23 protein-coding genes and 1 other RNA gene are annotated in these 22,813 nt (G+C 52.2%); 8 read left to right on the top strand and 16 right to left on the bottom strand.

Features of this window, described 5'->3' with window-relative positions:
* Window positions 1-23 precede the first annotated feature (23 nt).
* Genes fliS through OKC43_RS02175 form a run of 3 tightly spaced genes read left to right on the top strand, consistent with a single transcriptional unit; the run spans window position 24 to window position 2,856 of the window.
* Window positions 24-446 carry a flagellar export chaperone FliS gene (fliS, locus tag OKC43_RS02185; protein ID WP_042083790.1) on the top strand — a complete coding sequence of 141 codons (423 nt, stop codon included), beginning with the start codon at window positions 24-26 and terminating at the stop codon, window positions 444-446.
* A complete protein-coding gene (locus tag OKC43_RS02180; RefSeq protein WP_270803784.1) occupies window positions 446-769 on the top strand; it encodes a hypothetical protein in 324 nt (107 codons plus the stop codon). The genes fliS and OKC43_RS02180 overlap by 1 nt, the downstream gene beginning before the upstream one ends.
* Window positions 769-2,856, top strand: a complete 2,088-nt coding sequence (locus OKC43_RS02175) for a motility associated factor glycosyltransferase family protein (RefSeq protein ID WP_270803783.1) — start codon at window positions 769-771, stop codon at window positions 2,854-2,856. Before OKC43_RS02180 ends, OKC43_RS02175 begins: the two co-directional genes overlap by 1 nt.
* A gap of 69 nt (window positions 2,857-2,925) precedes the next feature.
* Here OKC43_RS02175 and OKC43_RS02170 read toward each other — a convergent pair whose 3' ends face one another.
* The 13 genes from OKC43_RS02170 to OKC43_RS02110 form a co-directional block, all read right to left on the bottom strand.
* The gene (locus OKC43_RS02170; RefSeq protein ID WP_263086031.1) at window positions 2,926-3,594 is read right to left on the bottom strand and encodes a class I SAM-dependent methyltransferase; all 669 of its coding nucleotides are present in this window, start codon (window positions 3,592-3,594) and stop codon (window positions 2,926-2,928) included.
* 47 nt (window positions 3,595-3,641) lie between these two features.
* Window positions 3,642-4,688 carry a pseudaminic acid synthase gene (gene pseI / locus OKC43_RS02165; protein WP_270803782.1) on the bottom strand — a complete coding sequence of 349 codons (1,047 nt, stop codon included), beginning with the start codon at window positions 4,686-4,688 and terminating at the stop codon, window positions 3,642-3,644.
* 131 nt (window positions 4,689-4,819) lie between these two features.
* A complete protein-coding gene (locus OKC43_RS02160) occupies window positions 4,820-5,458 on the bottom strand; it encodes a formyltransferase family protein (RefSeq protein WP_270803781.1) in 639 nt (212 codons plus the stop codon).
* Window positions 5,459-6,412 carry a hypothetical protein gene (locus tag OKC43_RS02155; RefSeq protein ID WP_270803780.1) on the bottom strand — a complete coding sequence of 318 codons (954 nt, stop codon included), beginning with the start codon at window positions 6,410-6,412 and terminating at the stop codon, window positions 5,459-5,461. It lies immediately after the preceding gene.
* Window positions 6,413-7,702: an aminotransferase class III-fold pyridoxal phosphate-dependent enzyme gene (locus tag OKC43_RS02150; protein ID WP_236272156.1), complete on the bottom strand. Its 1,290-nt coding sequence runs from the start codon at window positions 7,700-7,702 to the stop codon at window positions 6,413-6,415. It abuts the gene before it with no gap.
* Window positions 7,699-8,454 (bottom strand): cytidylyltransferase domain-containing protein, encoded by a 756-nt coding sequence (locus tag OKC43_RS02145; protein WP_113739249.1) that lies wholly within the window; start codon window positions 8,452-8,454, stop codon window positions 7,699-7,701. Before OKC43_RS02145 ends, OKC43_RS02150 begins: the two co-directional genes overlap by 4 nt.
* Window positions 8,451-9,296, bottom strand: a complete 846-nt coding sequence (locus OKC43_RS02140) for an aldo/keto reductase (protein WP_270803779.1) — start codon at window positions 9,294-9,296, stop codon at window positions 8,451-8,453. The genes OKC43_RS02145 and OKC43_RS02140 overlap by 4 nt, the downstream gene beginning before the upstream one ends.
* A complete protein-coding gene (gene pseC, locus OKC43_RS02135) occupies window positions 9,287-10,429 on the bottom strand; it encodes a UDP-4-amino-4,6-dideoxy-N-acetyl-beta-L-altrosamine transaminase (protein WP_270803778.1) in 1,143 nt (380 codons plus the stop codon). The genes OKC43_RS02140 and pseC overlap by 10 nt, the downstream gene beginning before the upstream one ends.
* On the bottom strand, window positions 10,426-11,430 hold the full coding sequence (gene pseB / locus OKC43_RS02130) for a UDP-N-acetylglucosamine 4,6-dehydratase (inverting) (RefSeq protein WP_064336725.1): 1,005 nt from the start codon (window positions 11,428-11,430) through the stop codon (window positions 10,426-10,428). The genes pseC and pseB overlap by 4 nt, the downstream gene beginning before the upstream one ends.
* Window positions 11,431-11,535: 105 nt before the next feature.
* Entirely contained in the window at window positions 11,536-12,369 is an 834-nt protein-coding gene (locus OKC43_RS02125; protein ID WP_270803777.1) for a cobalamin-binding protein, read from the bottom strand.
* On the bottom strand, window positions 12,362-13,324 hold the full coding sequence (locus tag OKC43_RS02120; RefSeq protein WP_270803776.1) for a cobalamin biosynthesis protein CobD/CbiB: 963 nt from the start codon (window positions 13,322-13,324) through the stop codon (window positions 12,362-12,364). The genes OKC43_RS02125 and OKC43_RS02120 overlap by 8 nt, the downstream gene beginning before the upstream one ends.
* A complete protein-coding gene (gene mtnN, locus OKC43_RS02115) occupies window positions 13,321-14,013 on the bottom strand; it encodes a 5'-methylthioadenosine/S-adenosylhomocysteine nucleosidase (RefSeq protein ID WP_040067225.1) in 693 nt (230 codons plus the stop codon). Before mtnN ends, OKC43_RS02120 begins: the two co-directional genes overlap by 4 nt.
* Window positions 14,014-14,188: 175 nt before the next feature.
* Entirely contained in the window at window positions 14,189-15,121 is a 933-nt protein-coding gene (locus OKC43_RS02110) for a ZIP family metal transporter (RefSeq protein WP_103251745.1), read from the bottom strand.
* Window positions 15,122-15,459: 338 nt separating this feature from the next.
* Between OKC43_RS02110 and OKC43_RS02105 the strand changes: the two genes are divergently transcribed.
* Window positions 15,460-17,091 carry a methyl-accepting chemotaxis protein gene (locus OKC43_RS02105; RefSeq protein WP_158112290.1) on the top strand — a complete coding sequence of 544 codons (1,632 nt, stop codon included), beginning with the start codon at window positions 15,460-15,462 and terminating at the stop codon, window positions 17,089-17,091.
* Window positions 17,092-17,502: 411 nt separating this feature from the next.
* On the opposite strand, the gene suhB is transcribed toward OKC43_RS02105, so the two are convergent.
* The gene (suhB, locus tag OKC43_RS02100) at window positions 17,503-18,306 is read right to left on the bottom strand and encodes an inositol-1-monophosphatase (RefSeq protein WP_005352992.1); all 804 of its coding nucleotides are present in this window, start codon (window positions 18,304-18,306) and stop codon (window positions 17,503-17,505) included.
* Between the two features lie 199 nt (window positions 18,307-18,505).
* Here suhB and OKC43_RS02095 point away from each other — a divergent pair, with 199 nt between their 5' ends.
* From OKC43_RS02095 to emrD, 3 genes are all read left to right on the top strand, one after another.
* Complete coding sequence (locus OKC43_RS02095) at window positions 18,506-18,961, top strand: hypothetical protein (RefSeq protein WP_005352991.1); 456 nt, start codon at window positions 18,506-18,508, stop codon at window positions 18,959-18,961.
* A 168-nt stretch (window positions 18,962-19,129) separates the two neighbouring features.
* Window positions 19,130-19,792, top strand: coding sequence for a glutathione S-transferase family protein (locus tag OKC43_RS02090; RefSeq protein WP_005333923.1), 663 nt, complete (start codon window positions 19,130-19,132; stop codon window positions 19,790-19,792).
* Window positions 19,793-20,054: 262 nt separating this feature from the next.
* Window positions 20,055-21,251, top strand: coding sequence for a multidrug efflux MFS transporter EmrD (emrD, locus tag OKC43_RS02085; protein WP_216948412.1), 1,197 nt, complete (start codon window positions 20,055-20,057; stop codon window positions 21,249-21,251).
* A 195-nt stretch (window positions 21,252-21,446) separates the two neighbouring features.
* Here emrD and ssrS read toward each other — a convergent pair.
* Window positions 21,447-21,628: non-coding RNA, 6S RNA (gene ssrS, locus OKC43_RS02080), on the bottom strand.
* 16 nt (window positions 21,629-21,644) lie between these two features.
* The gene (zapA, locus tag OKC43_RS02075) at window positions 21,645-21,977 is read right to left on the bottom strand and encodes a cell division protein ZapA (protein WP_005333910.1); all 333 of its coding nucleotides are present in this window, start codon (window positions 21,975-21,977) and stop codon (window positions 21,645-21,647) included.
* Between the two features lie 173 nt (window positions 21,978-22,150).
* Between zapA and OKC43_RS02070 the strand changes: the two genes are divergently transcribed.
* Complete coding sequence (locus tag OKC43_RS02070; protein WP_033138039.1) at window positions 22,151-22,720, top strand: UPF0149 family protein; 570 nt, start codon at window positions 22,151-22,153, stop codon at window positions 22,718-22,720.
* Window positions 22,721-22,813 lie beyond the last annotated feature (93 nt).

Genomic DNA, 22,813 nt, shown 5'->3' with positions numbered 1-22,813 from the left:
ATTTATATTACGAGGAGCAGGCTATGTACCAGCGTAATCTTAAAGCATATAAGGCAACCAGTGTCGCTGCTGACTTGGCTGTTGCCGATCCTCATCGTGTTATTCAGCTCATGATGCAAGGTGTACTTGAACGTTTGGCTCAAGCCAAAGGTGCAATTGAACGTCGTGATATGGAAGCAAAATCTACCGCTGTATCGAAAGCTCAGGGGTTATTACATGGTTTGCAGGATGCACTTGATATGAGTCAAGGGGCTATTGCTGAAGATTTATATAGCCTCTATTCCTATATGGATGAGCGAATTTGGGATGCAAGCCTTGCATTGGATGTAGCCCCGATTGAAGAGGTCATGGCTTTGATGGTTACTATAAAATCTGGTTGGGATCAGTTACCAGATTCTGCTAAACAACAGGGCTATCAAATGAGACAGCAACTGGGTGAGTTGTAATGACCACTTTAGCCTCTTTGCAACAAGCTCTCACAGAAAATTACGAGCAACTTCAATATCTATTAGCCAGAAAAAGCTATGATGATGCTCTGATCTGTATGGATTATCGGATTTCTTTGATTGACCGTTTGTTGTATCTCGTTGAAAGTGAGCCTTCACTAAAACAAGATGCCACTTTATTGGCTACATTACTTTTTCAACAAGAAGAAAGCATGAAAAAAGTGGCATCTGATCACCGTAAAATCATTTTCAATGAGTTGTCTGTGATTGGGTTGGCGAGTAAAGCAAAGCAAATTTATAGTGTGAATAGCAAGGAGTTCTGATGTCGGAAAATATTGATGATATTTTGGAAAAAGCTGAAGGTGTTGCTTTACGACTAAAAGAACGTGCAGAGCAAGAGGCTGCCATGTCGGTGGCCTTGCCGCTTCGATTCTCACAGAATATTGCTGCATTTCGTAAATATATCCCCCATATTGCAGATATGTATGAGTCATATCAACCAAGCCGACCATTTCGTTTTTTTTGTAATGAAAATGGCCAGCCAAATATGGCTTGGATCGATGATGATGTCGCGGTATATGGTGATGAGCCGTATCTTATCTGTGAGACATTAGTTAAAGAGTTCATGGATAAAGGGGGATTATCCAAGTTCTCATTTAGTCAAGAAGCCAACCCACTCGGATTTATGCACGTTGAGTATCTTAATAAACTCAATGCTTATCTTGATGATCTTGCTGCTCGAGAAGAACCATTAAAAAAAGTACCAACTGAAGTTCCGACCGCACTGGTGTTTGGGGTTGGGTTGGGTTACCACCTTGGTTATCTTTATGAACAATGCAAAATTGGCACCTTATTTCTTTTTGAACCAGATCTAGATCTTTTTTATGCATCTCTTTTTTGTTTTGATTGGGCACCTCTGCTTGATTATTTATATAAAGAGAACCTTGGTCTCCATATCCTGTTAGGCCAGGATGAAGATACTATTTTTAATGATTTTGCATCTGCTATTCATAGCCGTGGTTCTTTTCTTATCGCTAATGCCTTTATCATGTGGGGTTACCAAAATGATAAAATTAAATATTTAATTGAGAGAATCCAGCGGGAGTATTATCTTCTGGTGATGGGGTGGGGTTTTTTTGATGATAATCTGATAGCTCTTTCTCATACGGTTGATAATCTTGAACGAACTGTTCCGTTCCTGGTGCAGGGGAAGAAAATTCCATCGGAATATAATAGAACCCCAGTTTTTGTGATTGCTAATGGTCCATCTTTGGATGCATCTCTTCCTGTTATTGAAAGGAATAAAGAAAAAGCAATTTTAATTTCATGTGGTAGTGCTATTTCTGCATTGCATAAAGTAGGTATTAAACCAGATATTCATGTTGAGACTGAACGAACTAAGGTTGTTTATGATTTCTTGGTTAATATGAATGACCCAGATTATCTTAGAGATATACTTTTCCTAAGCACGGATGTTATTCACCCCTATTGCTCAACGCTGTTCGACAAATCAGCATTAATGTTTAAACTTAGTGAGCCTGGAGTTATCCTCTATCATGTAAACTTCCCTCTTCTTCCCAAATATGCTGCATTGGGAGGGGTAAACCCTTTAGTCGGGAATATCGGGGTGAGTGCACCTATTCATCTTGGTTTTAAAAATATATATTTATTTGGCCTCGATAATGGTTATAAAAACAAAGGGCATCATCACTCGAAATTTAGTGCTTATTATAACAGTGATAAAGGTGCTGAGGTACTAGGTGAGTTGATGTATGGAGACAGCCAGTGGCAGCATGAAGGTAATTTTGGTGGTGTTGTAATAAGTAACGCCATGTTTAATACATCTCGAAAAGTTATTGAGCAAGTATTAGCTGCGAATGAACATGTTCAGTGTTTTAACTGCAGCGACGGGGCTAAAATTGCAAAAGCAAGGCCATTGCCTGATAGTGAGATCAGTTTTTCAGGAGTCATAGATAAAGCTGAGCTGATTCACCAAATTACACAGCTATCAACCCCGATCCCTCTGTCAAAAGAAGACTTCAAACCATATCTTGATGTTGAGTTTTTCGATGTTTTAATCGATAAAATGATGGGTGAGTGGCAACAGAAGTTCTCATCTAGAAATGAAATTAATCAATTAATGTTGCGTAATTTTGGTTATCTCGCACAGATTGCAGCAACTCGGCAAAAACATATATCTCAAATTATGATTGGCTCAATGAACTATGTGTTTACCATATTGAGTTCAATTCTCTATTCTTTTGATGGAGAGGAAAAAACGATGGAGCTGATGAGGCCAGCAATCAGCTTATGGTTAGACTTTTTGGCGAAAGTAAAAGAGATGTATCCAAGAGCTTTCGATAGTGTTGATATGGTTGATAATGAAATTATGTCATTTTTTAGAAAATAATGATGTTTCTGATGTAGTGAACAATGCATTATTCTTTTTGTGGGAGGCTAATGCCTCCCTTTTTTATTATTAATTTGGGTGGGGATATGGATTTTTTGCATCAAGAAGCTGCGAGTCTTTTTTCAATAGTTGAACAGAAACCAATGCATCTGGTTCCAGCTCGTGAGTACCATCATGATGCATGACGTGCTCAAATACTCGACAATAACTTGGGTGCCAACTGAACATACTACTGTAATTCATTTTATGGCTAAAAAGGTTGGCATGATGCTGGTAGTCATTTCGATAGTGTCCTGTCGGAGGACAAAAATCGTAAATAGCCATTACCCCCTTGTCTGCGAGCAATCTGTCACTATTAGCCGCAATTGTGAATAAATCCTGTGGATCGCATAGATATAAACAAAAACCGAAAATAATCAGGTCGACAGGTTCAAAGTCAGGTAAACCATCTGCAGTTCCAACACTTAGATTTAATGCGGGATAGCTCTTAGCTCCATCCTCAATAGCTGCTTGTGAGGGATCTATACCATAGCAGGTGGCACCATAATGGTTAGCCAGTTGTGCTAATCGCCAACCATTGGCACAGCCAATTTCAAGGATTCGTTTCGGTTGGTAGCCGATATTTTGTAGTGCTGTGAATATGGGGTCATTACTCAGAGATTTTTGATTGATGCAGAACTTATTTCTCTCATACCATGCATCAGCCTCTTCTTGCATGAAGATGCTTTTCTGTATCATGTAAATTCCCCTTTATTGCAAGTTATCAGAAAATGTCATTTAAGGTATTATAAAACGTCATCAAAATGGACAGATTTACCTCGATGAATATCATAACGAGCTTTTCTTCCCAGTATCTTTGGTAAAGCTTCGGGTGGCAATCCATAGCCAGGCCTTATCCTTCGAATATGCTCCGGTTTGATGATTTCTCCAGCCTGTATATCAGAGACAAAATAAAGAGAGCGACGAAATATTAAGCTGGATTCTTCAGCTTGGTTGTTACCACTTTCACCGGTTCCCAATGTTTGCCAACAGAGGTTGGTCTGGTCACATAGTGCTTTCAATTCATCTGGCTCTAAAGAAAATTCAGCATCAGGTCCGCCATCTTCACGAGCCAGAGTCACATGCTTCTCGATGGCTACAGCGCCCAAGGCGACAGCCAACTGAGCGGCGGTATTGCCCAATGTATGATCAGACAGACCAACGGGTACTGAAAAGGTCTCGGCCAAACGAGTGATTCGTTTGAGGTTGATATCGGCAAGTGGTGTCGGGTAGCCGCTTACACAATGAAGCAATAGAATCTGTGTACATCCGTTCTCACGTAAAATGGTCAGAGCTTGGGCTATTTCGGTTTCACTAGACATTCCTGAAGAAATAATGACTGGTTTTCCTTGTTTGGCCACATACCTTATCAAAGGGTGATCTGTGATTTCGAATGAGGCAATCTTGTATGCAGGTGTGCCTAGACTCTCTAAAAAATCGACAGCACTCTCATCAAATGGTGTCGAGAAAATAATTAGTCCTCTAGTTTTTGCTCGCTCGAAAAGTGCTTGATGCCATTCCCACGGCGTATGGGCTTGTTTATATAAATCATACAGTTTATACCCATCCCATAATCCACCTTGAATATGAAACTCTGGCAAATCGATATCCAATGTCATTGTATCAGCAGTATAGGTTTGTAATTTTATGGCATCAGCACCAGCATCCGCAGCTGCATCGATGAGCGCTAGTGCATTTTCTAATCTCCCATTATGATTACCTGATAGCTCCGCAATAATGAAGGGTTTTTTGTGATGCCCAATCTCTCTTCCATCAATAGAAAAATATGACATGGTGTCCTACTTGCTTAACATGTGATCATAGTTGAAGTATTCATTTTTGCAGGCAATCTGTCAAATAAACAGTTACCATCATAAAAATTGACTACATTGCTTTTTGCTATGTATTACTTACTCGAAGTAAATTATTTTATGATTTTTTCAATTTTTATTTTATACGTGTGACCATTTCTTTCAAAGAAAGCGGGATAGCGTTCTGGATCTGCCACGCGTAGCAAGTTAAATTGCTCATCAATGGTCTTTTTGATATCAATTCTGCTATCTTCAGGAGTTCGCTTTCTGTAGAAAGTTGGTTCACCAACTTGTTCAAATGGAGATGATGTGTAAATATTTTTTATTGCCCATGACATCAACTCTATTTCGGATGAAAAAATTTTATTATTTATTTCATCGAAAAGCTCACTACCATCAAAGAATATTTCTTTTTGTTTCCATATTTTCCCAGAATCTAGTTTGTCTTCTGCATTTAAAAGTGTTAGGAGAATACGGTTTTTCCCTTCAACTATTTGCCAAATATGAGGAGACATGCCCCTACCATAAGGCAGATTACTTGCGTGGAGGACTAGTGTGTAATCGAAATTGTCTCTTGTTTCTTTATCTATTATTTCATGGCAAGAAACTAAAAAGAGAATGTTGCCAGTGGTTAACTGGTTTGATTTAGTTACTATGTTGATCTCGTGTCGTTCACTTATATTGTTCGCCCAAGTGTGAATCCAACTATTTACAGGGTGGTTACTCTCTGAACAAATTATTGATATCTTCATTTAAGAACCTATCAGCACATTAATTAATTTGTTAACGCCCTGCCCATCGATGAGTGATTGTGCATGTTTGGCAATTGAATCTCTATATATGGGGGATGACATTTTCGTTAACTGAGTGGCTATTTTTTCATCAAAGAATGGATCATCCCAATATATCCCATCTGGGAATAAGCTATTTTCCTGACTCCATTTAAATTGTTTTTCTTGATTGTCAACAACACAAACCAAAATGCTAGGTAAGCCACATTTAGCAAGTTCAAACATGGTTTGTCCCGCCGAGCTAATGGCAAGGTCACATTGAGACATCAATTGCAACATCTCAATGTCATTAATATTTTTGTAGATGGTGCACTCTTTATTAAACGCAACATCTTGATTGTTTGAAATAATATTTACATGTGCGTTTGGATACATGGCAATAACTAGGTTGAATATACGCTCAGTCAGATTTCTGATATCTGTTGCACCCATAATGATTAAAATATCAATAATATCGCTGGTCGATTTTTCCCTCACAGCAGTATTCCAAAAAGCTGGCCTCAATGGTTGCCACTCAATACCCATAAGCCATTTTGCATCAACAAGATGATCAGGTTTTTGCTCTGGTATACAGTGAACTACTAATCCATTTGGATAATTCAATCGGAAAGTATCATCAAGATACACAGTTTGTAAAAAACAATCAGAAATCTTTTTTAAAACAGGTGGTGATGCATAGTAACTATCAATAAGTGCAAAGCCAGTGATGCTATTAACTACCCCCGGATTATCTTGCCAGCATATCCAGGAGATATTTTCATCTGGAATAAAATTCTGCGCACATGAATCCCCATCTATTATCCAATAGACGTCACCGCCTCTTTGCTTCCATGCGCATGCATAGGCACTACAGCGGCTTATATGTCCCATGCCGCGCTGTAGATCTCCTTCGGTAAATATCCATAGTGGTAGCAATTATCTCACCTTGAATACAGGTTGAATAGGTTCTCCATCAAGCGCACTGGCCAGTGTCAGATCTCTATCGTGACGAATGAGCACTGGCAGTATGTCGCGATAGGCGGCCAGCAAAGCGGCCACATCCTGTTCGCTGTGGGCCAGATTCATATTGTGACTGCCAAGGGTGAGGATCCCTCGCTTGCACAACTCCTGGATCAGATAGCTCTTGAGAAGCCAGGTAGAGTGGTTTACTGAATCCGCAACCAGCAGAAAGCTCCAGCTCGGATGTCCGGCGGTATGCAGCCAGTCCGGGGCATCGATCTCTTTTAGCAAGCTATCGAGCCCATCCAGTACCTGTTGTCCCCGCTCTGCAAGCCTCTTTGGTACATCCAGTCGCCGCATCTTTTTGATGACGGCGTTGGCCGCAGCGAGGGCAATTACATCCCCGCCGAAGGTGCCGGAGAAGAAGATATCTTCCATCCGTTTCATATATTGGCGGCGGCCAACAACGGCGGAAATCGGGAAACCATTGGCCATGCCTTTGCCGAACGCAGCAAGATCCGGCGTCACACCAAAGAGGCTCTGTGCCCCGCCCAAGTGGTAGCGAAAACCGGTAATGGTTTCATCAAAGATGAGTAGTGCGCCATGAGCATCGCAGAGTTGGCGCAGACCAGGCAGAAAATCCGGGGTTGGCCAGGTTACATTCATCGGTTCCAGAATGACGGCTGCAAACTCGCCCGGGTGAGCTTCCAGTAGGCACTGTAGCGAGGCAAGATCGTTGTAGTCAAATCTGTGGGTCAGCTCTCTCACGCATTCGGGGACCCCCAAATGGCGGGTGGTTGAGCCGATGTACCAGTCTTGCCAGCCATGATAGCCACAGACGGCTACTCGCTCGCGGCCTGTGACTGCTCTGGAGAGCCTGATACAGGCTGAGGTGGCATCAGTCCCGTTTTTGCCAAAGCGAACCATTTCGGCGCAGGGGATGAGCTCAATGAGCTGTTCTGCGACTTCAGTCTCCAGCCGGTGGGGAAGTGAGAAGATCGAGCCAAGACTGAGTTGCTCCATTACCGCTTCATTCACATCCGGATCGCAATATCCAAGACTGATGGCCAGTAGGCCGCTGGCAAAATCAAGATACTCGTTGCCATCTACATCCCAAACATGCGCCCCATTGCCGCGCTCGATAAAGAGTGGGGCGGCGCCATAGGGGAAACAGAGGCGACTTTTGGAGAAGGTTTGGGAGCCGAGTGGAATGCTCTGTTCCGCACGTGCCGAGAGAGCGAGTGAATGTTGATAACGTGAGGTCATATATGATTCTCCTTGGCCAGCGAATTAGCCAATCCTTCGTTGCGCTTGTGCCGGGTATTAAGTGTTGTCAGCTCCGGCTGCTGCGCCAGCAGGGCGAGGATATCGTCGGTCGTAAAGGTTGGGTTGGCAGGATAGAGAGCCTGATAAATTCGCTCTACCAGTTCAAAGTCGGCAGGCTCATCGACAGTCCAGCGCAGGTGGGCCAGCGAAGGCGAGCGCTGTAGTTCGCCGATAGAAAACTGTTCGGAATGACAGCGAACGTAATAGGTGACATGTTCCCGCTCGGTCTGCGTGGCGGCCTTTTCCTGCAAGGTTGCCAGAGTCGCTCCACTCATGATCTCGGCATCCAGCCCATCCGGATAACTGGGGTTGCCGCAGTTGCTGCTGTAGTCGAACTTGCCCGAGAGATGGAGGGCTATCAGCTCGTCTATTACCATAGGGTCAGCCAGTGGGCAGTCACCAGTGAGACGCACAACATGGGTCGGACTGTAGGGTTGGGCCGCCAGATAGAAACGCAGCAACACATCGTCAAGAGGACCGCAGAAACAGGGGATATTCAACCTCTCGCACAGCTCGGCAATGGCGCGATCTTCCGACTGATCGCTGGTGGCAACCAGCAGCTTGTCCAGTAGCTTGCTCTGTTGCAACCGTTCAATCTGCCTTGCCAGCATGGGTTCGCCCAGCAGTTCCTTTAGTACCTTGTTGGGCAGGCGGGAAGAACTGGTTCTGGCCTGCAGAATACCCAAGATCATCGTGTTCTCCAGAGTCCGGGGTTGATAAGTTCCTGTTCCATAGACGCCAGGTGTGCGATATCGGCCTCGTAGCACTCGTGCTGTACTTGACTGGCCGCAACGATGGCGGCCAGCTCTTGGGCATGACAAACACCGACAACAAAGCGGCTCACCTGTGGTAGGGCTGTCATGATGGAGAGGGCTCTGCCAAGCGGGGCCACCGAGGGATGCCAGTGGTCAAACCGTTCAAGTGCGGTAGCGAAACGCTGAAAATAGTCAGGTCGCTGCGCTGGTTGCATCAATAACAGGCCCTGTAAAAAGAGCGAGCGAACATGGATTTCACACCCCATATCTACCAGTTTGTCGAGCCATCCAGTGCGTAAAAAGCGTTGATCGAGCAAATTGGCAGGTAATTGCACCAGTTCCAGAGGATAGCCAGCTGCGCTCCAGGTATCGAGCTCGTCCGGGGAGTAGACGGAGATCCCGAGTTTTCCGATCGCGCCCTGTTGCTGCAAATCGGTGAGTAACTCGAACAAGGCAGGTGAGGCATCTTGGCTACGGTGCAGCAGCAAACCATCGAGCCGTTTTCGCCCCAGCCAATGCAAGCTGTTGTTGAGCGCAGCCTTAACATCGGACAGCGGTAGCCCTGGTGCCAGCTTGTCGATGAGAGTGAAGTCGGTGATATCTCTTTGCCCCAGCCTCTGCTCGGCATTGCCATAGGCTTGCGCCGTATCCAGGGTATCGATACCTGCTTGACGAGCTAACGCAATGATCGCGTCGAGTTCCTCATCGCTGACTTGTCCGTCGTGATTGCTGATCCCGTAATCCAGACCGAATTGCACTGTGCCCAGAGCTAGCCGCATAGTGCCTGCTCCAGCGCATCTACGACCTGTTGCTGCTCTGAGAGAGTCAGAGCCGGGAACAGTGGAAGAGAGATTGCTCCCTGATAGTAGGCTTGTGCGCCCGGATAGGCTGCTGGGTCATGTCCCAGCCCACGGTAGTAGGGCTGGGCTGGGATAGGAATATAGTGAACGTTGACGCCAATGCCGGCAGCACGCAGGCGGGCAAACACCTGATCGCGTTCAGCCACCTGAATGACATAGAGGTGATAACCGCTCTGGCGATTATTACTCTGCTGCAACGGCTGGACTGGCAAGGGGGATAACAGCGTGTCATATCGCCTGGCAAGTTCACGACGCTGGGTAATGAACTGGTCAAGACGGCTCAACTGACTAAGCCCTAGTGCCGCCTGAATGTCGGTCAAGCGATAGTTGAAGCCCAGAAGTTGTTGCTCGTAATACCACTCTCCGGGAGAGGGCATGAGCAGCGCTTGCGGATCTCGAGTGATTCCATGGCTGCGATAGAGTCGCAATTTGTCGGCCAGCACCTGATCCCGGGTGGTGACAGCGCCTCCTTCTGCGGTCGTAATCGGTTTGACCGGATGAAAGCTGAAGACCGTCATATCGCTGTGACGGCAACTACCGATAGGTGACCCCTGATAGTGGGCACCCAGTGCATGGCAGGCATCCTCGATCAGAATGATTCCGTACTGGCGACAGAGCGCACCGATCTCTTCGAGATCGCAGGGCTGTCCGGCCAGATGTACAGCAATCAGCGCTTTTGGAAGGGAGTGGGTGCGCATAGCTTGCTGCAGTTTCTTATCCAGTGCCACTACATCGAGGTTACCGGTAGCAGGGTCAACGTCGACAAAATCAACGTTGGCATTGTAGTAGCGAACGCAGTTCGCCGACGCAACAAAACTGACCGCAGAAACCCAAACTGTATCTTGGGCGCCAATATCCAGTACTGCACAGGCCAGATGAAGCGCAGTGGTGCCGTTACTGCAAGCAACCACATGCGGCACTTGGCAGTAATCGGCCAGTCCTTGTTCGAAAGCGGGAACGGCTTGGCCTTGGGTCAGATAATCAGATTTCAGTACGGCAACGACGGCTTCTATATCGGCATCGCTGATCGATTGGCGGCCATAAGGGATCATTCGGACAATACCTGCTGGTTCATGCTCTGTAGTTCGGCTATCGACAGAAAGTGCTGATTATTTAGGGAATTGTATTCAAAGCCCGGTGCAACCAGTGTGGCTGTTTCACCCAGAGCATTAACGCTGAAATCATTGTTGCGGCTGGTGAAACTGATGCTGGGGGCAATCACGTAGTAATCGTTGAACTCATAAGTGTGGAAAGAGTCGTCAGCCGGACACATCACCTCGTGCAGCTTCTCCCCCGCACGGATGCCGATGATCTCCTGCTTAAGGGTCGGAGCCATGGCTGCCGCCAGATCGGTGATCTTGACCGACGGGATTTTCGGCACGAACAGTTCGCCACCGCGCATACGCTGGAAGTTGCTAAGAACAAAATCTACGCCTTGCTGCAAGGTCAGCCAGAAGCGGGTCATCTCGGGGTGGGTGATAGGCAGCGTACTGGCGCCGCTCTTGATCAGATTGTCGAAGAAGGGAACTACTGAGCCCCTTGAGCCGACCACGTTGCCATAACGTACCACCGAGAAGATGGTCGGGTTCTTGCCCGCCATATTGTTGGCGGCGACAAAGAGCTTGTCAGAACAGAGCTTGGTTGCCCCGTAAAGGTTGATCGGGTTGGCAGCCTTGTCGGTTGAGAGTGCAATGACCTTCTGCACGCCATTGTTGAGAGCGGCCTTGATGACGTTTTCGGCTCCTCCAACGTTGGTCTTGATGCACTCCATTGGGTTGTATTCGGCAGCTGGCACTTGCTTGAGTGCAGCGGCATGCACCACAAAGTCGACGTCGCGCATCGCCATGTCGAGGCGCTCGGCATCGCGAACATCGCCGATAAAATAGCGCATGCAGGGATGGTTGAAACGCTGCTGCATTTCAAACTGCTTGAGCTCATCACGGGAGTAGACGATCAGTCGTGCCGGTTGGTAGCGGGATAGCACGGTTGCGATGAATTTTTTGCCAAATGACCCTGTGCCACCGGTAACCAGGATTGTTTTTCCATTAAACATGACGGTGTCCCATGATGAAGATTGGTATCTATGGAATTCTAAAGCACTTTTTATGCCATTTGCAGACGTAAATTGGAAGGCGTGATCTGAATGGCTGTTTTTTGGCTATTTGTTGCTGCGTTGGGCAATGGCTCGGCAAACCTGCTCCACCGCATTGAGGGCTCTCGGGGTGAAGCGGTGCAGCTCATCCGAGTTGATCAAATCGAGTCGCTGATGCTGCACCGCGTCGAGATTTGGCCACTTTCGCCAGTGAAGCAGGGCGTCAGGATCTTGACTTCCTGCCAGGATCAGCGATGGGTTGGCTCTGATCACCTGTTCCATGTCCACTTGAGGGTAAGGGGTCTTGGCATTCGCCATGATGTTGATCCCGCCGCAAAGCTCGATGGCCTGAGCCGGCCAGGCATTGCCACTGACGCTGGTGAGCGGCGGGTACCAGAGCTGGTAGAACACCTTGACACCGGTTGGTTGGCCATAGCGCTGTTGCAGGGAATGCAGGCGCGTCAGATAGCGATCGGCGGCTTCGTTGGCACTCTTCTCCACTCCAAGCAATTTGCCCAGCGCCCGCATTTCGGTGGCCAGCGAGGCAAAATCGGTGGGCTCAGAGTAGAAAACCGGGATTCCCAGCCGCTCCAGCGGGGCCAGCATGCGAGACTGGGCCGAGCGCCAGCCCAGGATCAGGTCCGGTTTTTGCGCCAGCAGCGCCTCGACATTGATGCTGCGATAATTGGCCACCTTGGGTTTGTTTTTCACCTCGGCGGGATAGTCGGAGGCATCGTCGATGGCCACCAGCTTGTCACCGGCACCTATGTCGTAAAGCAGTTCGGTAAGATGGGGTACCACGCTCACCACCCGGCTCGGAGTGGCTGCCTGCAGCGCAGCGGGCAACCAGGCAAGCAACACGCAGGGCAGCCAGATAGGCAATCGCAACCATCTAACCATGAAATAACCCCGCCACAGTGACAAGCAGCGCCAGCATCAACCAGCCCCAGCCAATTCCTTGCAGAATATTGAGCACCTTGCGCGGTGACTCACCGTCGGGGTCATCACCGCTGCCAAGTATCGGCCAGCGTTGCAAGGTTCCCTGATAGTAGCGAGGGCCACCAAGACGGATCCGGCACTTGTCTACCAGCAGAGTGAGCAGCATCCCGATGGCGGGATAGGGCCAGATCGCGCCACTTCGCAGCAGCTGTGCGGCCTGTTTGAGCCGCGGTAGCAGGAGCGGTAGCCCCAGTAGCAGGATGGTGGGAGCATTGAGCCCCTGATAGAGGGCGCTGGCGGCGCGGCCAAAATAGCCAAACGCGGGATCCTTCATGCTCCAGCCCTGGCTCATCAGCTGTACCAGCCGCCAGAGCAGGGCGCCTTGTACCCCCGCGAGGGCATACCCCAGCAGCGGGCCAGCCCATTGGCCGATCAGGCGCAGGGCGCAGCTCTCCGTCACTGCTTTGGCGAGCCCCATGGCCGAGAGCTTGCCAGTCTCTCGCTTGAGCCAAGGAGCCGCCTGCAATCTCGCCAGCGGCAGGGTCTCCTGCGTGGCGAGTGAGTGAGTGGCATGGGCGAGTTCGCGTAGTGGACGAGATTCGATCATCAACAGCAGAAACAGCAGGTCGAAGAGCGGCTCGCTCAGGGCCAGATTGCGTAGCGACCAGAGCCCGGCAGCGCAGGGTGTCCAGACCACCAGTATCGCCAGCATACCTGCTTGCAGCTGCTGGTGTGGCGTGCCATCAGTCCTGTGCACCTTGTGCCCCAGCCGGGTCAGCAAGGGCGTTACGGCCGAAAGACGCAGATGGGATGGCCACGGGATCACCGCCTCCAGCAAAGCAGCCCCCACCAGAATGGCCGCCGTCGTCGAGAGGAGGGCGTCGGCCATCAAATCAAGCGAGCCGGTTTCGATCACAGTTTGCCGAGCATCTTGATAATCACTTCGGCGGAGTGCTTGCCGGCCACTTCGATAAAGGCATCGAAGGATTCAACCTGTTCCTTGCCGGCGATATCGGACATGGCACGCACCACCAGATAGGGCACTTTGAACATGTGGCACACCTGACCGATCGCGGCACCTTCCATCTCGACCGCCAGCATCTGCGGGAAGTCGGCGCGAGCCTTGGCGATGGCGTCCGGTTTGCACATGAACTGATCGCCGGTGCAGATAAGGCCGACCTTGGTCTGGTGTTTGCCTTGTTCGGCGATGCAATCCTGAGCGACCGCGATGAGCTTCTCGTCGCAGGGGAAGGCGGCGGGTTGCTGCGCCATCTGGCCCATCTCGTAACCAAAAGCGGTCACGTCCACATCGTGGAAACGCATCTCGCTGGCGATCACCACATCACCGATGTGCAGATCCTGGGCAAAGCCGCCCGCAGAGCCGGTATTGATGACGCAGTCGGGGGCGAATTTTTCCAGCAGCAGGCTGGTGGCCACGCTGGCGGCGACCTTACCGATACCGGAGCGGGTCAGGATCACCTCTTTGCCCGCCAGCATCCCTTGATAGAACTCGCAGCCGCCCAGTTGCAGAGTGGTGGGGTTGCTCATCTGGCTGCGCAGCAGGGCTACTTCTTGCTCCATGGCGCCGATAATACCTACTTTCATTGCTGACCTCGTCTTGCTAGCCGTGTGGCTGAATTTAAGTTGCTGTAGATCATAACAAAAGATGGCGTCGGCGCCGAGAGGCACACGCGAAAGGAGAGATGAAGTGCGGCGCCCCATATGGAGGCGCCGCAGGTGACCACAACAGCATTCATTGGTTAGAGATCAGAGGGGGCCTTTAGCCGAGCGCGGTGTCTAGCGTCATCATCAGGGCAAAGCCTGCCATCAGGCCGAGGGTGGCATAGGTCTGGTGACCGTTGCGGTGAGTCTCCGGGATCACCTCGTGCGAGACCACAAACAGCATGGCGCCGGCGGCGAGCCCAAGTCCGATGGGGTAGGCGATGGCAAGGCCGCTGGAGAGCCCCACCCCGAGCAGGGCGCCAATCGGTTCGAGCAGGCCGCTGGCGATGGCGACCAGCACAGCCACCGAAGGGCGAAAACCGGCGGCGCACATGGCCAGCGCCACCGCCAATCCTTCCGGAATATCCTGCAGTGCGATGGCAGTGGTAAGCGGCAGCCCCACCGACATATCCCCCTGCGAGAAGCTGACCCCGATGGCCATCCCTTCCGGCAGGTTGTGCAGGGCGATGGCAAAGACGAACAGCCAGACCCGGGAGCAGCTCTCATGGCCGGGGCCGCAGGGGCCGGTCTTGTCATGCTCGTGGGGGGTGAACTGATCCAGTCCCAGCATCAACAGCACCCCGAGGGTCATGCCGACCACCACCACGGCGGCGGCACTGAAGCCGTTGCCAGTGATCCCCTCGGCGGCCTCCAGCCCCGGCAGCAGCAGGGAGAAGGCACTGGCCGCCAGCATCATGCCGGCGGCAAAGCCCAGCATGGTGTCCTCTACCTTTTGCGGCACCGAGCGCAGAAACAGGGCGGGCAGGGCGCCGATGGCGGTGGCGGCAAACCCGGCGGCACCACCGACAAGGCCATAGCGCACGCCGCTGGTCACCTCGCCGGTAGCGAGCATGATGAGACTCTGCAACAGCAGCAACAAGACGGCAGCCAGCGCGATAAAGAGGCCGAGAGCAGTGAGCGGGCGGCTTTGCATCTGGCTGCGCAGTTGCTGTGACCAGGATAACGGAGGAAGAGCTGAGAGATGGTCCATGGCATGACCTCAAGGTGTGCAAAGTGGATGGTGGCATTACATCCACTTGGCCGCCCCTTGTCTATGTCTGCAAGGCGATTGCCGCTATCGAAAAATGGCGTCAGGTGAATATGAAGTTTTTTGTGATCCGGCTCTGATTGTTGGTTTTGTTAAGTTGCTTTTAATTTTTAAAGAAAAGTGAGGGCGTGGTCGCTTTGTGCTAGAGTGCGCGCCTTTGCGGAACTCTACCTTCCCGGTGTTCTGCATTTTTTCCCGTCAGGAAGGTCCGGGGATTTGCTCATAGGGACGTGATCGCCACACTCCATTCGCCTGTCAGCAGTAGAGGATCACCCGCCACTATGTTTTACAAGAATCTCTCCATCGGCAAAAAGATTGCCGTGGTTTTTGCGGTCATTGCCGCAGTCAACGTTCTCTTCGGTGTTTTTCTCTCCAGCGAATTGCGCGGTGTGCGTGATCGGGTGCTGAACTTTACCGACTCTACGCTGCCGAGTGTCCTGTCGGTTGAAACCCTGCTCTATGACGTCTCCTATGTCCGTCGTGCCCAGTTCGCCTTGCTGATGGTGAACGATGCCGCTGATCTGCAGGCTCGCCGCAGCCGGATCCAGCAGAATATCCAGAAAGTAGACAACGCATTTCACGCCTATGAGGCGACCGTCGGTGCTGATCATGAGCGTCAGGTGTTTAATCAGGCCAAACAACAGTGGCTCAGTTACCAACGTGCAGTGAACGAGTTTGATCAACTGCTGGTACAAGGACAACAAGAGCAAGCCAAGGCACAGTTATTTGCCTCGAATGCTGCTTTTGGTTCTCTGGAGCGGGCAGTTAATGCTCTGATCGATGTGAACCTCGGTTTTGTGAAGGAAAACCGCAGCAGCTTGCTTGGCAGCGTCAGCATGGTGACCACTTTCGCCATGGTGAGCATTGGTGCTCTGCTGGTGTTCATGGTGGTGATGACCTGGTTCCTGACCCGCCAGATCTGCCTGCCGCTGCAAGCGGTAGTGGCTCAGGCCAACGCCATTGCCGCCGGCGATCTGACTCATCAGCTGGAGCGTCAGCATATCGGCCGCGACGAGCTTGGCATGCTGGCCAAAGCTTCCCTCAAGATGCAGGACAACCTGCGTGGTCTGATTGAAGAGGTGGTGGCTGCGGTTACCCAGTTGGGGGCGGCGATTGACGAAGTGAGTGCGGTTTCCGAACAGTCTGCCAAGGGTATTCAGAGCCAGCAGCAAGAGATTTCGCTAGTGGCGACGGCCATGACCCAGATGAAAGCGACCGTTGCTGATGTGGCGGGCAATACAGAGCACACTTCTGAGTCTGCCAGTGCGGCTAATACCTTAGCCCGCAAAGGTAATCAGGATGTGCAGCGTTCGCTGGTGGCGATCACCCGTGTGGCGGAAGAGATTGAGCAGGCTGGCACGCTGGTGGCCGAACTGGAGCGTGAATCCGCCCAGATCAACGTAGTGGTCGATGTCATTCGCAGCATTGCCGATCAGACCAATCTGCTGGCTCTCAATGCCGCCATTGAGGCAGCCCGTGCCGGTGAACAGGGCCGTGGCTTTGCGGTGGTTGCCGATGAGGTGCGCACCCTGGCGGGCCGCACCCAGGCCTCTACCGGCGAGATCGTCGCCATCATCGAAACCCTGCAGTCTCGCGCCAATCAGGCGAAAGAGGTGACCGGGCTGAGCTGTGACATGATCCGTCAGTGCGTCACCCAAAGCGAGCAGACCGGCACCGGTATCCAGCAGATCGAAGAGGCTGTCGCCCAGATTGCCGATATGGCGATCCAGATTGCCAGCGCCTGTGGTGAGCAGGATGCGGTGTCTGATGAGCTGGGTCGCAATGTTGAGCGGATCAACGAATCCGCCAATGAGGTGGCGCAGGGGGCGGATCATACTGCCCGCGCCTGTCTGGAGCTGAGCCAGCTGGCGGTGGGTCTGAAGCAGACCATCGGTCGCTTCCGCCTTGCCTGATAAAGGGGCTGGCGTACGCCGACCTCTTCATTCATAAAAGTCGGGGCGCTTTGCCTGCCCTCACGACACCCGGCCATGTGCCGGGTGTTTTTTATCTGGCGATGGGTACGAGGCCTGATGGTTGGGGCTCTTCATACAGAGGATGAAGATCAGGGCAAACTGGGAGGGAGATCAGATGCTTATCTCTGCCTGTGTGGTGATATTCAAGATGGTTGGTTAAGGCGTATTTGCTAACGAGAGAAGGGCGACGAACTGTTTTGGGGATGGGGAACGGGGTGAGCTGTTGGGGCGCGAGCTACGGGGAAGAAGAGCATAAGCAGTTGGTTGGAATGCCCTGACAGGGCATATCGCAGCAATAAAAAAACCGGCTTGCGCCGGTTTTTTTATATTGGTGAAGTCTGGGGAGCTGGCTTATTTGGCCAGAGACTCCGGCAGCTCTTCACGGATCTTGCCGAGCATCTCTTTCAGGACTCGCGGGTTGGCAACCACGATGTTGCCGGAGTTTTCGTAGTTGTGACCGCCTACGAAGTCGGTGACGATGGCGCCAGCTTCTTTGGCCAGCAGTTCACCGGCAGCGGTGTCCCAGGGTTTCAGGCCGATTTCCCAGAAACCGTCGACGCGACCGGCAGCCACGTAGGCCAGATCCAGTGCGGCAGAGCCGGAGCGACGGATGTCGGCACATTCGATGAACATGCTCTGGAACATCTTCAGGTAGGACTCGATGTGGTGCTTTTGTTTGTAGGGGAAACCGGTAGCCAGTACGGTGCCAGCCAGCTCTTTGGCTTTGCCGACACGGATACGGTAGCCGTTCAGCTGGGCGCCGCTACCACGGGTAGCAGTAAACAGCTCGTCACGGATGGGATCGTAAACAACGGCTTGTTCAGTCTTGCCTTTTACGCGCAGGGCGATGGAAACGGCAAAGTGCGGAATGCCTTTGACAAGGTTGGTCGTGCCATCCAGTGGGTCAATGATCCATTGGTAGTCCGGATTGGTACCGGCAATCTCACCAGACTCTTCAGCAACAATGCTGTGCTCCGGGTAAGATTTTTTGATGGTGTGAATGATGGCCGCTTCGGCTTCACGGTCAACGTTGGTCACGAAGTCATTGCTGCCTTTTTGGATAGCCTCAATGTTCTCAGGCTGGGAGAAGGCTTTTACTACAACTTGACCGGCGTTGCGCGCAGCGCGCACGGCGATATTCAGCATCGGATGCATAGGTTCACCACTGGATGTTAAAGAACGGGGGATAAAAGGACGCGGTATAATACCAGTATTTTGTGCGATGGCAACTGTTATCCCCCTACGACCAATTGATTACCACTGCCAGATTTGACGGCTCCAATATAGACCAGATCTGCGCTAGTCTTATCCCAGCAGCCGGATACAGGCTGTCATGAGCATAGGGATGTGAACCATGAATTTGTCATTAGTGAGTCAGAACGTGTCAGCGGCCAGCGAGGGACTGTTGGCCATCTTGCGGTCATCACCTGAGTATGGTGATCACTTTGCCCACATCACCGTGACCCCCCTGGCCCAGTGGCAACCGGCCAAGACGGAGGCGGCGATCCTGCTGATCGACGGCGATGCGCCCTGGCAGGATGCCGGATTTGCCCGGGGAGAGGATGAGACGATCGGTTTGCCGGTCTTGCCGCTGCTGATCCGCAAGGGGGACAAGGAGCTGACGGTCTGCGGGCCGGATGTGCGTGACCCCCGTTTCTATTTTGTCTCAAACGGCATCGTGCTGGATGAGTCGGAGCTGGCCGAGCCTGCCTGCAGCCGGGTGCTGTTGCGCAAGCTGGAGTCCTACTTCCCGCTGCTTTCCCGCCTGATCATGCTGCGCCAGCGCAAGCCGGTCGCCGTGATTAACTAATATCTACTATTGCCAGAGAGCACCAGCGGCGCACCGTGGCCTTGTTTGGCCTACGGTGCGCCGCTTTTTAATGGTCTGGAGCCGGTCACTTGTTGCAAGATGAGGCGGCTATGGTGTTGCACCCTGTTCCAACCGTGCAATCTGGCTATGACCAACAAGGAGTGAATCATGATCGACTTTTACACCGCCGCGACCCCCAATGGTTTCAAAGTGGCGATCGCCCTCGAAGAGCTGGGTTTGCCCTATCGGGTCATTCCTCTCGATCTTTCGGCGCTGGATCAGAAGAAGCCCGAGTTTCTCGCCATCAACCCAAATGGCCGTATTCCGGCTATCGTCGATCGGGATAACGACGATTTCGCCGTATTCGAGTCGGGGGCCATCCTCATCTATCTGGCGGAGAAAGCAGGCAAGTTGCTGCCCGCTGATCCCAAACGCCGCTCTCAAGCCATCCAGTGGCTGATGTTCCAGATGGGCGGGGTAGGGCCCATGATGGGGCAGGCTAACGTCTTCTACCGCTATTTCCCCGAGAAGATCCCCGCCGCCATCGAACGTTACCAGAAGGAGGGGCGCCGTCTGTTCGAGGTGCTCGACAGCCATCTGGCCCATCACGAATATCTGGCGGACGAGTACAGCATCGCCGATATCGCCACCTGGCCCTGGGTGCGTATTTATGACTGGAGCGGTATCTCCATCGAGGGATTGCCCCATCTGCAAGCCTGGATGGATCGCATGGCAGAGAAGCCAGCCTGCCAGAAGGGGATCACCATACCGCCGCGCAAGGAGCAGCCCGATGAGCTGATCAAGCAGGCGCAACAGATGGTAACGCGTTGATTTTTAACTGCTGACGGGGCGAAATGCCCCGTAATATTAGAAAAACTAAGGCAAGCCGATTATAAAGATTCGTTCGTTTTTTGTGAGCTGAATCACTATGATGCCCCCATACCACCAAGCGTCCTGTGCGGTGGCTTGGCGGGCTCCCCGCCTACTGTTTCCAACACTGTTTTTGATTGCATCACAGCCTCTGTGATCAGATTCCTCTGGGCCATTTTGTGCCAGAGGGGCGGCAGCATTTTTTCGATTTTTTGGGACTGATATGGATCGGCACAGTTTTTATCCGTTGTTTTTACTGACCATTCTGATGGTCGCTGTGGGCCAGATGACCCAGACCCTTTATGTTCCCTCCATTCCCATGATGGCGGGGGACTTCAATGTGGCCTCGGGCCAGTTGCAGGCGGTGATGGCCTGTTACCTGATCCCCTATGGCCTCTCCCAGTTTGTCTACGGGCCGCTTTCGGATCGCATCGGTCGTCGTCCGGTGCTGATTGTCGGCATGATGGTGTTTCTGGTGGGCACCCTGACCATTCAGGTCATCCCCCATTTTGCCGCCCTGCTGGTGGGTAGCTTTATTCAGGGGCTGGGTACCGGTGCCGGTGGCGCCATGAGCCGTACCGTGATGCGCGATCGCTACAACGGCGCCGAGCTCAACCGCGCCAACAGTCTGGTGAGCATGGGGGTGATCTTCTCCCCGCTGCTGGCACCGGTGCTGGGGGGATGGCTGACCGAGCTGTTCAACTGGCGCGCCGGTTACTGGTTCCTGTTCGGTTTTGGTGCCGTAGCCACCCTGGCGATCATGGCCTGGTTTGGCGAGACCCTGCCTGCTGCTGCCCGTCAGCCACTGCGCGTCGGTGCTGCCTATCGCCATGTGCTGGGCAACCCCAAGTTTCAGGGCAACCTGCTCTGCCTGATGGCGACCTTTGCCGGTTTGGCTGTGTTCGAGGCTGCGGCCGGTGTGCTGCTCGGCGATGTGCTGAAACTGAGCGCCCGCACAGTGAGCGTGCTGTTCGTGCTGCCGCTGCCCGGCTATCTGTTCGGGGCCTGGCTCTCTGCCAAGCTGAGCTTCCGTTTGACTCAGGGCAAGCTGATGCGTCTGGGGATCGCCTTTCTGGCGCTCGGCTCACTCATCATTCTGGTGCCGGGGCTGTTCGGGGTGGTGAGTGCCGCCTCGCTGGTTGGTGGTGCGGCTGTCTACTTCATCGGTAGCGGTATTCTCTACCCGACCGCAACTTCCTGTGCCATCGAGCCCTTCCCGGGTCAGGCCGGCACCGCGGGGGCCATTCTCGGCGGGATGCAGAATCTGGGGGCGGGTGTGGTGACCCTGCTGGCCGCCGGTTTCCCGATGACTGGACAGGTGACCCTGGGGGCCATCATGACCCTGATGGTGCTGATCGTGGCGCTGAGCTTTGTCTGGTTACGCCACCACGGTTCTCCTCACGAGCAGATGGCCATCTAAATTTGCTTGCCAGTTGCAAAACAAAGCCCGCCTTTTGGCGGGCTTTGTCGTTATGGCTGTGTCCGTTTCACACCTTGTCCCATCGGGTTCTCCATTTATTGGGGGGGAAAGGTGTAAACCATGTTCAGGACGGGACAGTTCGTTGATCATCAGGCAAAGAAAAAGCCCGTCACGCTGGTGACGGGCTTTTGCTGTTGGTACCCCGAGATGCCGTTGCCGGTTTGGGCCCTTGAACCGTCGGTTCAAGGCGGGGATCGGATCTGACCGCAGGCTTCTCGGTCGTGCCGAGCATGCGCAATAGCCAGAAGGCAGATCCCCTGTTTGGTATGAATATCGGCTCGGGGACTTGAACCGGCTGACAAACATCCCAGGGAATTTTAAAACGGTTTGCGATTAGGGCTGTTGCCCCTCTTCGCTGGAATCACCATATTGTCCGTGCTCGATCAGGGCCGCTTCGATGGTGCGCTGCAGCATCTTGATCCGCTTGTCCATGGTCTCAGAGTATTGGTGGTTCTTCTCTTTTTCAAGGCAGAGCTCATGACAGAAATTGAGCGCCGCCATGATAGCCAATTGCTCGTTGCTGGAGACTTTGGAACGTTGACGCAGGTCGATCAACTTGTCGGTCAGCTGCTCGGCGGCCTGGCGCAGGGCATCCTGCTGTCCCAAGGGACAGGATACCTTGTAGGGACGTCCCAAAATGACGATTTCTACGGCCTCTGTGCTCATGCCTTCCTCAATACGGCGGAGCTGATTTCCGCCTTTATCCACGTGGACAACTGGGCGGGACTATATAGCGCAGATGCATAAGTTTCAAGGCCTTGCTGGCTCTGCAAGAGGGAGAATGCTAGGATCCTGACCATTAATTCTGCAAATTTGCCTGAACTTTGAGCGGATCCTCTATGAGCAAAACAAACCCCCTTAAATATGCGGCTGTGGCCGACATCATGGAGCAGCATGAGCTGATGGCCAGTGCAGTCGAGGCCCATGGTGTGATCTGCGGTCTGGTGTGTGGTGGTGTGGCACTGGATGAGAAGAGCTGGGTCCCCCATTTCAACGATCTGGTGAACGACGGTTTCGGCCTGCCGGCCCCGGTGCGCCAGGTGATGACCGATCTTTATCACAATGTGGTCGAGAGCCTGATGGCCCAGAAGGGCGTCGAGCTGCTGCTGCCAAGTGATGATGCCCCCCTTGATGAGCGCATCGATTCGCTGGTGGATTGGTCACAGGCATTTCTGGCCGGTTTCGGCGTGGTGCAGCAGGAGCTCTCCCGCGCGTCGGAAGAGCTGCAGGAGATGATCCAGGATATCGCCAGCATCACTCAGGTCTCTGCCGAGTTCGATCAGGAAGATGACGAGAACGAAGCCTCCTTCCTGGTGCTCTACGAACACGTCAAACTGGGTGTCATGATGGCATTCGAAGAGTTTGGCAAGCGCCCCGATACCCCGAGCGCACCGCCGACCCTGCATTGAGGTGCGGGTCAACGCGACCCTTACTGAATCTGCAAGAGCGCCTGATGGCGCTCTTTTTTATTCCCTTGTGGTGGCTAACCCTGTGAGGCGCAA

Source organism: Aeromonas sp. Y289-2 (genome assembly GCF_027705925.1).
In the GTDB taxonomy this organism is placed as follows: domain Bacteria; phylum Pseudomonadota; class Gammaproteobacteria; order Enterobacterales; family Aeromonadaceae; genus Aeromonas; species Aeromonas veronii.
This window is presented reverse-complemented; position numbering and strand designations above follow the sequence as displayed.

What these genes read in the sequence shown, in the direction of transcription:
- OKC43_RS02140 (WP_270803779.1), bottom strand. Translation starts at nt 9,296, where the DNA reads ATGCGGCTAGCTCTGGGCACAGTGCAATTCGGTCTGGATTACGGGATC.
- OKC43_RS02095 (WP_005352991.1), top strand. Translation starts at nt 18,506, where the DNA reads ATGAATTTGTCATTAGTGAGTCAGAACGTGTCAGCGGCCAGCGAGGGA.
- OKC43_RS02170 (WP_263086031.1), bottom strand. Translation starts at nt 3,594, where the DNA reads ATGATACAGAAAAGCATCTTCATGCAAGAAGAGGCTGATGCATGGTAT.
- OKC43_RS02125 (WP_270803777.1), bottom strand. Translation starts at nt 12,369, where the DNA reads ATGGTTAGATGGTTGCGATTGCCTATCTGGCTGCCCTGCGTGTTGCTT.
- OKC43_RS02070 (WP_033138039.1), top strand. Translation starts at nt 22,151, where the DNA reads ATGAGCAAAACAAACCCCCTTAAATATGCGGCTGTGGCCGACATCATG.
- mtnN (WP_040067225.1), bottom strand. Translation starts at nt 14,013, where the DNA reads ATGAAAGTAGGTATTATCGGCGCCATGGAGCAAGAAGTAGCCCTGCTG.
- OKC43_RS02105 (WP_158112290.1), top strand. Translation starts at nt 15,460, where the DNA reads ATGTTTTACAAGAATCTCTCCATCGGCAAAAAGATTGCCGTGGTTTTT.
- OKC43_RS02160 (WP_270803781.1), bottom strand. Translation starts at nt 5,458, where the DNA reads ATGAAGATATCAATAATTTGTTCAGAGAGTAACCACCCTGTAAATAGT.
- OKC43_RS02150 (WP_236272156.1), bottom strand. Translation starts at nt 7,702, where the DNA reads ATGACCTCACGTTATCAACATTCACTCGCTCTCTCGGCACGTGCGGAA.
- OKC43_RS02090 (WP_005333923.1), top strand. Translation starts at nt 19,130, where the DNA reads ATGATCGACTTTTACACCGCCGCGACCCCCAATGGTTTCAAAGTGGCG.
- emrD (WP_216948412.1), top strand. Translation starts at nt 20,055, where the DNA reads ATGGATCGGCACAGTTTTTATCCGTTGTTTTTACTGACCATTCTGATG.
- suhB (WP_005352992.1), bottom strand. Translation starts at nt 18,306, where the DNA reads ATGCATCCGATGCTGAATATCGCCGTGCGCGCTGCGCGCAACGCCGGT.
- OKC43_RS02180 (WP_270803784.1), top strand. Translation starts at nt 446, where the DNA reads ATGACCACTTTAGCCTCTTTGCAACAAGCTCTCACAGAAAATTACGAG.
- pseB (WP_064336725.1), bottom strand. Translation starts at nt 11,430, where the DNA reads ATGTTTAATGGAAAAACAATCCTGGTTACCGGTGGCACAGGGTCATTT.
- zapA (WP_005333910.1), bottom strand. Translation starts at nt 21,977, where the DNA reads ATGAGCACAGAGGCCGTAGAAATCGTCATTTTGGGACGTCCCTACAAG.
- fliS (WP_042083790.1), top strand. Translation starts at nt 24, where the DNA reads ATGTACCAGCGTAATCTTAAAGCATATAAGGCAACCAGTGTCGCTGCT.
- OKC43_RS02175 (WP_270803783.1), top strand. Translation starts at nt 769, where the DNA reads ATGTCGGAAAATATTGATGATATTTTGGAAAAAGCTGAAGGTGTTGCT.
- pseC (WP_270803778.1), bottom strand. Translation starts at nt 10,429, where the DNA reads ATGATCCCTTATGGCCGCCAATCGATCAGCGATGCCGATATAGAAGCC.
- pseI (WP_270803782.1), bottom strand. Translation starts at nt 4,688, where the DNA reads ATGTCATATTTTTCTATTGATGGAAGAGAGATTGGGCATCACAAAAAA.
- OKC43_RS02145 (WP_113739249.1), bottom strand. Translation starts at nt 8,454, where the DNA reads ATGATCTTGGGTATTCTGCAGGCCAGAACCAGTTCTTCCCGCCTGCCC.
- OKC43_RS02110 (WP_103251745.1), bottom strand. Translation starts at nt 15,121, where the DNA reads ATGGACCATCTCTCAGCTCTTCCTCCGTTATCCTGGTCACAGCAACTG.